Raw genomic sequence first — 9,451 nt, forward strand, 5'->3', positions numbered from 1 at the left:
GTCGAATCCGGGTGCCCATCCCGACCGCCGAGTGCACCTCGGCACGCCCACCGACGGTGGCCATCCGGCCGCGGATGGACTCGCGCAGCCCGTACCGGTGCGGTGGGACGGTGGCCAGGTCGAAGCCGGGACCGTCGTCGGCGACCTCGACCACGACGCCGATCGCGTCGCGGACCAGACGCAGCGTGGCCTCGGCGCCGGGGGCGTGGCGGACCACGTTGGACAGCGCCGCGTAGGCGCTCTCGCTGATCGCGTCGGCCACCCCGACCGGGACGGCGCAGGACGTCAGGTCCAGCCGTACCGCGAGCTCGGGCAGCCGTTCGACCACCGACCGCAACCGTCCGTCGAGCGGGACCGGGCCGTCGCCGGCCACCGGGCCGACGTCGCTGAGCGAGACGAGGGTACGCAGGTCGGCCGCGCACCGGTCCCGGAAGACGGTCGAGGTACCGGCCACCGCGCCCAGCCCCACCATGGTCAACGTTCCCAGCACGGTGTCGTGCAGGTCGCGGTTCTGCTGGCGTTCGGCCTCGCGGGCGGCGCGGGCGACCAACGCCTCCCGGGTCAGCCGCTGGTGTGCGGCGAAGGCGCGGTCCGCCCGGCCGATGCGTCGCCGCATGACCCCCGCCATCATCGCCGTGCAGGCGGTCTGCGCCAGCAGCGTGGCCGCGTGCGCCCGTGCCTCGGTGGGGTTGCCGGCCGCCTGCGCGCCGGTCACGTAGGTGACGATCACGAGCAGCCCAGCGGGGATCGACCAGCGCGCCAGGGCGGTGGCCTGTGTGTTGATCACTGTGGTGCTGGCCAGCACGGCGATCCAACTGCCCTCGCCGGGCAACACCTCGGGTGCCACCAGCACAGGCATGAGGAGGCAGGCCGACGCGGTGACCGCGACGTCACCGGCGACGAGAGCGGGACCGATGCCGTGGCGCAACGCGCGGTGGGCGTACCAGAGGGACCAGCCGGTCAGCACGCCGACAGCGGGCAGCAGCACCGCCTGCTCGACCGGCGGGGTCTGCACGGACACGGCCACCGCAGCGCCGAACAGCCCGCAGGTCAGCCGCAGCAACGCCGGCAACGTGGTGAAGATGAGGCCCAGGGCCCCGCCGGCCGGATTGTCCAACGTGGGCGGCGGCACGGCTGGAGTGGCAACGGCCGGCATCGGGAAGTGCCCTTCCGACAACGACCCGGTCCGGGTCCACACGAAGCAGATAGACATTGGACAATAGCATGTCGGCTGACATCTGATGACCCCTAGTGCACGGAGTGTCGCTAATGTGTCACTCTGTGCCCGCGCGGCTGGGGGTGGTCGCACGGGTGCCGCGACCGGTCGGAACCGAGCACACCTGCCGTCCGTCTCATCCTCGGGTGAAAGGATGGTGAGCCGGATGCGCTCGTCCCGGACGGTACTGGCGGTGGCACTGCTCGGCATGGCACTGAGCGGCTGCGGTGGCACGGAGAACGGGCCGGGCGAGGCTGCCGAGCCCGCCCCGGCCCAGATCGTCGACAAGTGGACCTCCTGCGCCAAGGATGCCCCCCGAGCCGGCGAGACAATCACGTTGCCGGGCACGCAGACGTCACCACCAGCCTCGAAAGAACCGACGACCGGTCGGATCGACCCCACGTTCACCCCGGTAGCGGCCGTGATCTGCGGGCGGGAGACCCGGCCGGGCCGCCGGGGCGGCCAGCAGCAGATGGCCACCGAGCGGCGCGCCGAGGAGATCGCACCACTGCTCGCCGCGCTGCGCCTGCCCAGCGAGCCGACCGGCGGGAAGGTCGCCTGCACCCTCGACATGGTCGTCCCGCCGTGGCTGGCCCTGGTGGACGACCGGGGGCGTTGGCTGCGCCCCCAGATCCCGACCGACGCCTGCGGCAAGCCGCGCCGCGAGGTCATCGCGGCCCTGGCCGGGCCGCAGTGGAGCACTGTGGACACCCGTACCATCGGGCAGGTCGAATCCGCGGCGGCCGAGGCCGCCGGATGCGCCCAGCAGTGGACGGACATGGTGTGGGTGGAAACCAGGAGCCGTCGCCCCGGGCCGGCCGGGCCGGTCGCCCGACCGGCCGCCGGGCCGCTGCGCCTCTGCGTCTACCAGGTGCCCGAGTCGCTCCAGGAGGGCGAAAAGCCGGCCGGCGATTTCGTGTACGGAGGGCCACTGCCAACCGAGCGCCAGGCGGGTGTGCTCCGGGCGCTGAACAACCGCCGGGCGGTGGTCGACTGTGCCACCCCGGCGACCCGCTTCGCGGTGCTGCGACCGCTCGACGGGGAACGCCCCGACTGGTACGTGGAACTCGACGGCTGCCGACGGTTCCTCGTCACGCCACCGATCGGTGCAGCCCAGCTCGGCCAGGGCGACGACACGCTGGTCAACCTGCTCGGACCGGTCTGAGCCGTCCCGGCTGATCCGCACCACCGTCGGTACGCCCTGTCGGGGCGCGTGACCCCTGGCCGCTACTTCGACAGGGCCCGCTCCAGCTCGCTCTTCGACATCGACGAGCGGCCCTTGATGCCGCGTTGCTTCGCCTCGTTGTACAACTGCTCCTTGGTGCGACCCTGAGCGCCGCTGTGGGAGCGCTTACCGCCACGGTGCCCGGACGACACGTCGTTGCGGGAGGATCGGCTTGCCGTGCGGGATTCACCCGAGCGGGCCCGTTCCTTGTTGACAGTGCGCGCCGCGATCTCCTTCGCCCGGCCGGAGGAGGCACCGCGCTTCTGCGCGCTCTCCTTGATGTGTTCGTACTGTCGTTCTCTCTTCGGGCTCGATCCTGCTGGCATCGGTGCCTCCCACCTCCGCTGTCGGGTGCGGTCGAGGCCCGGCTGGCGCGCCGCCGAGCTGCGATCGGTCGGGGCCTCGTGCGCACGCTTTTCGCACACGATGCCCCGTCGCCCCGAGGGTCAAACGAGTGTGGCGGCACCTGCCGACACCATCCGCTGGCGCGGGTACCTCACCAGGTGTCCGGGTGGCTGGGATCGCCGACCGGCCGGTACCCACCGAGGATCGTCAAGCCCTCCGCCTCGGTGTAGCCGTCCCCCCACCCCTTGCGGAACGCCTCCACAACGAACGGCTTGACGGTCATCTCCAACACGTCACTGCCCTGCCGGCGGGCCCGGTAGGGGCCGGCGGTGAGATCCCCGGCCCGGGCCCCGCCGGCCGGGGCGGGTTGCGCCCGAACGGTCAGCCAGCGACCGGATGCGTCACCGACCACGAGAGCGCCCTCGACGAACGTCCCCCGCGCCGAGCGGCCGAACGTGACCGAGCATTCGAGCAGCCGTCCGCCGGGTGGCACCGACTCCAGGCGGAACGGCACCACACAACGGTGCGCGCCATCGAACCGGACCCGGCCCGCCGTGCCCGTCGCCTCGTCCCGGGTGGGCGCGTACGTGTCCAGTTGGGCCCAGAGCCCGTCGACGGGTTGCCAGCGAACGAACCACAACTGCCGGTCACCGGACGGGTCGAACCAGGCGACACCCGGGCGGTCACCGACTCGTACATCGGAACGTGGCTGCGGTCGTCCCGCCGACGACAACGTCTGCTGAAGCTCGTCCAGCAACACTTCGGTGCGGGCCAACACGAACCGGGCCTGCCCACTGCGGCCCCGGAACTCGACGCTCTCGATGCCGCGCCCGGCACGCCACGTCGCGTACTCCGCACCGCTCACCAGGGCGCCGGGCGAGAAGTGCACGGTCGCGGGATCGGCACCCACCTCTTCCGGCCGTACGGTCGCAGCGCCTCGTGCCTCCGGCAACATCAGTGCCGAGGCCGGCACGATCGGGTCGTCGGTGGTCCGGCCGCCCGGGAGCACCAGAACCACCGAGGTGAGAGCAGCGCACGCCGTCGCCACGCCGCCGGCGATCAGTGCCCGTCGCCGCAGCCTCAACCGCCGGCCGCGAATCCGGGCGTGCTGCACGAATGGTGTCGGGTCGACATCGCCACCGGCACGATGCTTCAGCGTGCTGGCGAGCTGCTCATCAAGGTCGCTGAACATCAGAACTCTCCTGCCCGTGCGGGGGATGCCGCAGCCTGTCGTTGACGCAGCGCCGTCAGCGCCCGCTTCGCGTGGGTGCGTACCGTCCCGGTCGAACAGTCGAGGATCTCCGCGATCGACGCGTCGTCAAGATCCTCGTAGTAGCGCAGGACGATCACCGTGCGCTGACGCGCCGGCAGCGCACAGACCAACCGCCACAGCGCGTCGCGCTCAGCGACCCCGGCCGCCTCGTCCACGTCACCGGCCTGATCGAGTACGGCGGCGACGGTGATCTCCCGGCTGCTGCGCCGCCGCCACCAGGATCTGTGGGCGTTGACCAGCATCCGGCGGACGTAGGCGTCAGGACGATCCGTCCGGGCGATCCGCCCCCACCTCGCGTACGCCTGGGCCAGGACCTCCTGCACCAGGTCCTCGGCCCGGTGCTCGTCACCGGTCAGCAACCGGGCGAGCCGCACCAGGGCCGACGTGCGGGCGAACGCGTACTCCTCGAACGTCACGCCCTATTAACGCCGTGGACCGGTCAACCCGTAGACACCTGCCGGGCACCGAACCTGAGGTGCGGCGGCGGTCGGCTCAGGGCGGGGATCCTCCCGTCGGTACCGCTTGCCCACCGCGCTTCCCGTATACGTCGTCCTCTCTCCGTCCTCAGAGAAAATCTATGCTCGAAACGCTAGACATCCTTGCCGGTGCCGACTAACGTTCCTGAGGTCGAAGACGGAGTAAACAAAGACGCTGACGTTGCCGCCCCCCACGAGGGCGAAGGAGTCGGGACAGGGAACGTGCAAGTCCTGCTCAGCTCGGCGGCAGACATTTGCCGTAGTTCGGTAGTACGTGTGTGACAGCGGGTGAGGCCGACGCTTGTTCAGGGCTTCACCCGATGCAAGGAGAGTTCGTCGTATGTGTCGGGGCCATGAAGTCGCGTGGGGCTCGGGCACTGACGAGACAGCACGGAGTAAGGCAGAGGAATCAGAGGCAAGGGAGGGCATTACACCGTTGGATCGCCCGCTACCAGTTGCATCTGTGGGCTGGGCGCGGACACCGCAGTTTCCCTCGAACGAGAGGTGGTCTCCGGTCACGCTTATGCGATCCTCGCACCCGAAGCCGTCCCTGACGGCCGGTGCGGACAAGACAAGCCGACGTTCTGTCGGTAGATGGTGTTCCTGACCCACAACCCTTGGGCCCCGGTGCTTCCGAGCACCGGGGCCCTCGTGATGGAGGTTTCATGGCTCAACCCGACGACATGCTCGACGATGAGGACTACCCCGCCTACACGATGGGCCGTGCCGCCGAGATCATCGGCTGCTCGCAGGACTTCCTACGCCGACTGGGCGACGCGAAACTGATCGACCCGCAGCGCTCCGGTGGCGGGCATCGCCGCTACTCTCGCTACCAAATACGCCTCGCCGCGCGCGCCCGCGAGATGTGCGACCAGGGCACCGACATCGCCTCGGCCTGTCGGATCATTATTCTTGAGGACCAACTCGAAGAGGCCCTTCGACGCAACGAGCGCCACCAGCAGGGCTGAGCACACCCGTCCGTGCTGGCCTGCCGCAAGGTGAAGCCGAACGCCATACGGTCCCTCCCCTCAGGGCAGGGACCGTCTGTCGTCTGTAGAAGGGCTTCGTTGGGGAGCGGAAGCCCCTTGACCTGCGGTGAGGTAGGTGCGCCCGGCAGGATTCGAACCTGCGGCCTTGGGATTAGAAGTCCCCTGCTCTATCCGCTGAGCTACGGGCGCGTGTGGCGTGGATGTCGCGCCCAGAGGGTACCGCCGTCCCACTGCCCGACGGCGGAAAGGGTGCCCGCGTCCACGTTGCCGAGCAGAGTCTCACGTCCGCCGCGGAGCGGGCATCCGGGTTACCGCGGACCGGCCCGGCCCCGGACCGTACCTTTGGCTGGTGTTGCTGGATTCCGACGCCGAAAGCGACGTCGCCTACGAGCTGTGCCAGGTCGTCGGTCGCGCCATCCTGCCGTACCGGTCATCGGGCGGTTTCGGTACCGCGTTCTTCTTTCGCAGCGGCGACGACCCGGTGGGGGAGTCGTTGTTGACGGCGGCCGACCTGGTGGGCGCTTCCGGGGGTGAGTTGGGCCTGCGGTCGAGCGTCACCGAACCGGCGGGGGTGGCCCCGGAGGTCGTGTCCGAGGCGGAGATCGTGCCTGGTTGGGCCCGCTTCGGGGGCGACGGGGTGGCGGTGTTGCCGACCGCCGGCCTGCACCGGTACGCCGGTGACGGCGGCTGGCGGTGGCGCGTCCAGCCGGTGCCGGCGGGGATCGCCGCCGGGCCCGAGGTGGTCGCCCGCCTCGGCGCCGACGCCGGTTCCGCTTTCGTGCTGGCCCATGGGGTACGCGAAGACGGGTCGCGCCCGCTGGAGGTCGCGATCGAGCGGGTGGTCCGCGACGGGGACGCCGTGCTGATCACCACGGAGCTGCCGCCGGGGTACGTCGGGGCGCCGGTGGAGTGGCCCATCGCCAGCAGGGTCTCGTGCCCGTCGTCCTTGCGGATGATCTCAGCGGCGGCATCCAGCTCGGGGAAGTAGTCGCTGATGTCGTGGCAGAAGTTCGGGGTCTGGCCCGGGAGCAGACTGCGACCGTATTTGCGCAGGTCGAGGGCGTAGAAGTCCCACCCTCGCTCGGCGAAGAAGTCGGCCAGGTGGGTCTGGAAGAAGTAGTCGACGAAGCCGTGTACGTAGAGCACGGCCCGCCCGGTGGGGCGTTCGGCCCGCCTCCGGACCAGCGTCGCGACAACGGGGCCTTCGTCGTCGGCGCCCAGGTCGATCGTCTGCCGCTCGTACGGCGGCCCCAACACGTCCGGTTCCACGAACGCGACGCTACGCCGCCGACCTACCCAGCGGTAGCCCACGCCCGCTCGGTCCGCCCGCCCGCCACGCTCATCCCCGCGATCTTGCACTTTCTGTCCCGACATACAGGGGACATAGCCGCTATTCGGGCGATGAAAGTGCAAGATCGCGGGGATGAGGCGTGGGTCAGGCCGTTTCCGCGTCGGCGCGGGGGGCCTCGTCGTCGGACTCGGCCTGCGGCTGGGGGAGGTCGCGCAGGTGCTTGTTGTGCCGGGGCTCCTGGCGGGTCTTGGCGTCGTTGAGACGGCGGCGCAGGTCGTCGCGGACGTCGTTGAGGGCGGCGTGCAGGTCCTCCTCCGCGGAGGTGGTGACAATCTTCTGCCGGCCGGCGATCCAGCACTCGAGCGTGACCTTCTGCCCGCGTGCCTCCCGGTCCTTCACCGACACCTCCAGCTCGGTGGCGTCGGCGTGGAAGCTGGCGAGCCGGGCGTCGAGGGTGGCGAACTGCTCGGCGATCCAGTTCCGGTCGCCCTGCGAGAACCCGGCGCCCACCCGCAGGCACTCAGCCACGGTGGCCGGGTTCGCCACGGCGCTCATCGCCGCGCCTCGGAAGCGTTCGCGGAACCGATGGTAGTGATCGTCATGGCGCTGACCTCTCGTCGACGTGCAACTGTCGGTGGTGCGTTGATCAAGTCCTTACCCAGTTCGAGCGGCCCGGGAAACCGTTGACGGCGGGTCGGGCGGGTCGGGCGTACCACACCCGGGCGTGATCAGGGCGTTGTCCACAGGTGGGTTCGTCATCCACAGGCCGGCGGTGGGCGGTGGCGGTGGGCGGCCTCGGTGTCGAGGCTCGGTGGCGAGTCGACTCGCGCTGGCAGGCCCCGATCCCCCTGGAGGGACGATGTTCGACACTTACGTGACAATCGTCGGCAACGTGCTGACTACGCCCGAGTGGCGGCGTACGACCCAGAGCAACACCCTGGTGGCCAACTTCAAGGTCGCCTCCACCGCCCGCCGGCTCGACCGGGACAGTGGCCGGTGGGTGGACGGCAATTCGCTCCGCGTCCGCGTCAACTGTTGGCGCAAGCTCGCCGAGGGGGTGGCGGCCTCTGTCATGGTCGGCGATCCGGTGGTGGTCTGCGGGCGGCTCTACACCCGCGACTGGACCGACGACGCCGGCAACCACCGCACGCTCTACGAGTTGGAGGCGGTCGCCGTCGGCCACGATCTGTCCCGCGGCCGGGCCCGGTTCCTGCGCAACCGGCCGAGCGTGACGACCAGCACCGTGGAGGACGCGGAGGCCGAGAGCCGGGTGCACGGCGAGCCCACCGAGTCGGTGCCGGCCGGGCAGGCCCCCGCACTGCCCGACGACCGGCCGCTGGACGACGACTTCGAGCTGCCTGACTACGCCGAGCTGCGCACCAGCCCGTTCGGAGGCAGTCCGTTCGGCACCAGCCCGTTCGGCAGCGACCCGGAGGACGATTCCCCGAGCGGCGGGCAGGTCGAGCAGGTCGATGCCGCACTGGGCATCGACGAGCTGACAGCTCCGCCCGAGGCGAACGACGACAACGCCGACGGTGACCTGGACCTCGAGTTGGGGGCGGTGCCCGACGAGGGGCAGCCCGAGCCGACGCAACCCGGTCGCGGGCGGCGCGGTCGGGGCCGGATCCCGCAGCCGGCCTGACCGATCCGGGCGGCACGAACGGGGGCGGGGTGGCGGCGCGGGCAGCGTCGTCACCCCGCGTGACGGGCGTCGGCGGGGCGGCCCGACTGTTCGCTCCAGGGGTTCTCGTCGCGGCTGCGGCACCGTGTGTTGGGCTGGTTCCCGGGGTGCTCGTCTAGGCTGGCCGGCCGGAGGTGGTGCGGGTGCGACGGACAGCGCCGATGGCGAACGCGGTGGGGCTGCTGGCCGGTTACGCGCTGGACAGGCTGCTCGGCGACCCCCGCCGGTGGCACCCGGTGGCCGGCTTCGGGCAGGCCGCCGGGGCGCTGGAGCGCCGCCTCTACCGCCCGGACCGAACGGCGGGTACGGCCTTCACCGCGCTGGCCGTCGGAGGGCCGGTGCTGCTCGGAGCGGCCGCCGCGGCGGCTACCCGGCACCGGCCGGTGACCCGGGCGGTGCTCGTGGCGGCCGGCACGTGGAGCGTGCTGGGCGGCCGCACGTTACGGCACGAGGCGACTGTCATGGGTCGGACGCTGCGTGACGGCGACCTGCCCGCTGCCCGGCGACGCCTCGGCAACCTCTGCGGGCGGGACCCGTCGACGCTTGGCGAGTCGGAGCTGGCCCGTGCCACAGTCGAGTCGGTCGCCGAGAACACCTCCGACGCGGTCGTCGCTCCGCTGCTCTGGGGTGCGGTCGCCGGCCTTCCCGGGCTGCTGGGCTACCGCGCGGCGAACACCCTCGACGCGATGGTCGGGCACCGGTCGGCGCGCTACGCGCGGTTCGGCACCCCGGCCGCTCGGCTGGACGACGCGCTCAACCTCGTACCGTCCCGGCTGACCGGGCTGCTCACCGTCGCCGTCGCGCCGGTCGCGCACGGGGACCGGCAGCGCGCCTGGCAGGTGTGGCTGCGCGACCGCAACGACCACCCGAGCCCCAACGCCGGCCAGTGCGAGGCGGCGATGGCCGGTGCGCTCGGGGTCCGCCTCGGCGGCCGCAACGTCTACTTCGGGCGCGC

At 71.3% G+C, this 9,451-nt stretch carries 10 protein-coding genes and 1 tRNA gene; 4 read left to right on the plus strand and 7 right to left on the minus strand.

All coding sequences use genetic code 11. From position 1 onward, the window contains the following. Window positions 1–1,156, minus strand: a 1,156-nt coding sequence (locus KBX53_RS11970) for a sensor histidine kinase (RefSeq protein WP_210859182.1), incomplete at its 3' end; no start/stop codon positions are given. Between the two features lie 226 nt (window positions 1,157–1,382). Here KBX53_RS11970 and KBX53_RS11975 point away from each other — a divergent pair. Next, complete coding sequence (locus KBX53_RS11975) at window positions 1,383–2,381, plus strand: hypothetical protein (protein ID WP_210859167.1); 999 nt, start codon at window positions 1,383–1,385, stop codon at window positions 2,379–2,381. 62 nt (window positions 2,382–2,443) lie between these two features. Here KBX53_RS11975 and KBX53_RS11980 read toward each other — a convergent pair whose 3' ends face one another. The 3 genes from KBX53_RS11980 to KBX53_RS11990 all read right to left on the minus strand — a co-directional run bounded on the left by KBX53_RS11980 (window position 2,444) and on the right by KBX53_RS11990 (window position 4,475). Continuing rightward, window positions 2,444–2,767 (minus strand): plasmid stabilization protein, encoded by a 324-nt coding sequence (locus KBX53_RS11980; protein ID WP_210859168.1) that lies wholly within the window; start codon window positions 2,765–2,767, stop codon window positions 2,444–2,446. A gap of 170 nt (window positions 2,768–2,937) precedes the next feature. Further along, window positions 2,938–3,978, minus strand: coding sequence for a hypothetical protein (locus KBX53_RS11985; RefSeq protein WP_210859169.1), 1,041 nt, complete (start codon window positions 3,976–3,978; stop codon window positions 2,938–2,940). Next, window positions 3,978–4,475, minus strand: a complete 498-nt coding sequence (locus KBX53_RS11990; protein ID WP_210859170.1) for a SigE family RNA polymerase sigma factor — start codon at window positions 4,473–4,475, stop codon at window positions 3,978–3,980. The genes KBX53_RS11985 and KBX53_RS11990 overlap by 1 nt, the downstream gene beginning before the upstream one ends. 725 nt (window positions 4,476–5,200) lie before the next feature. On the opposite strand from KBX53_RS11990, the gene KBX53_RS11995 reads away from it, so the two are divergent. Then, complete coding sequence (locus KBX53_RS11995; protein ID WP_030333387.1) at window positions 5,201–5,503, plus strand: MerR family transcriptional regulator; 303 nt, start codon at window positions 5,201–5,203, stop codon at window positions 5,501–5,503. Window positions 5,504–5,640: 137 nt separating this feature from the next. Here the strand turns inward: KBX53_RS11995 and KBX53_RS12000 are convergent. From KBX53_RS12000 to KBX53_RS12010, 3 genes are all read right to left on the minus strand, one after another. Beyond that, window positions 5,641–5,713: transfer RNA gene (locus tag KBX53_RS12000), tRNA-Arg, on the minus strand. 195 nt (window positions 5,714–5,908) lie between these two features. After that, on the minus strand, window positions 5,909–6,793 hold the full coding sequence (locus tag KBX53_RS37135) for an alpha/beta fold hydrolase (protein ID WP_309140758.1): 885 nt from the start codon (window positions 6,791–6,793) through the stop codon (window positions 5,909–5,911). Window positions 6,794–6,959: 166 nt separating this feature from the next. Beyond that, window positions 6,960–7,370 (minus strand): HPF/RaiA family ribosome-associated protein, encoded by a 411-nt coding sequence (locus KBX53_RS12010; protein WP_030333415.1) that lies wholly within the window; start codon window positions 7,368–7,370, stop codon window positions 6,960–6,962. Window positions 7,371–7,674: 304 nt separating this feature from the next. On the opposite strand from KBX53_RS12010, the gene KBX53_RS12015 reads away from it, so the two are divergent. Both KBX53_RS12015 and KBX53_RS12020 read left to right on the plus strand, forming a co-directional pair. Then, a complete protein-coding gene (locus tag KBX53_RS12015; RefSeq protein ID WP_210859180.1) occupies window positions 7,675–8,457 on the plus strand; it encodes a single-stranded DNA-binding protein in 783 nt (260 codons plus the stop codon). A gap of 200 nt (window positions 8,458–8,657) precedes the next feature. Further along, window positions 8,658–9,451, plus strand: a 794-nt coding sequence (locus KBX53_RS12020; RefSeq protein ID WP_210859184.1) for a cobalamin biosynthesis protein, incomplete at its 3' end; no start/stop codon positions are given.

Origin of the sequence: Micromonospora sp. M51, assembly GCF_018070305.1 — a bacterium.
GTDB lineage: Bacteria > Actinomycetota > Actinomycetes > Mycobacteriales > Micromonosporaceae > Micromonospora > Micromonospora parva.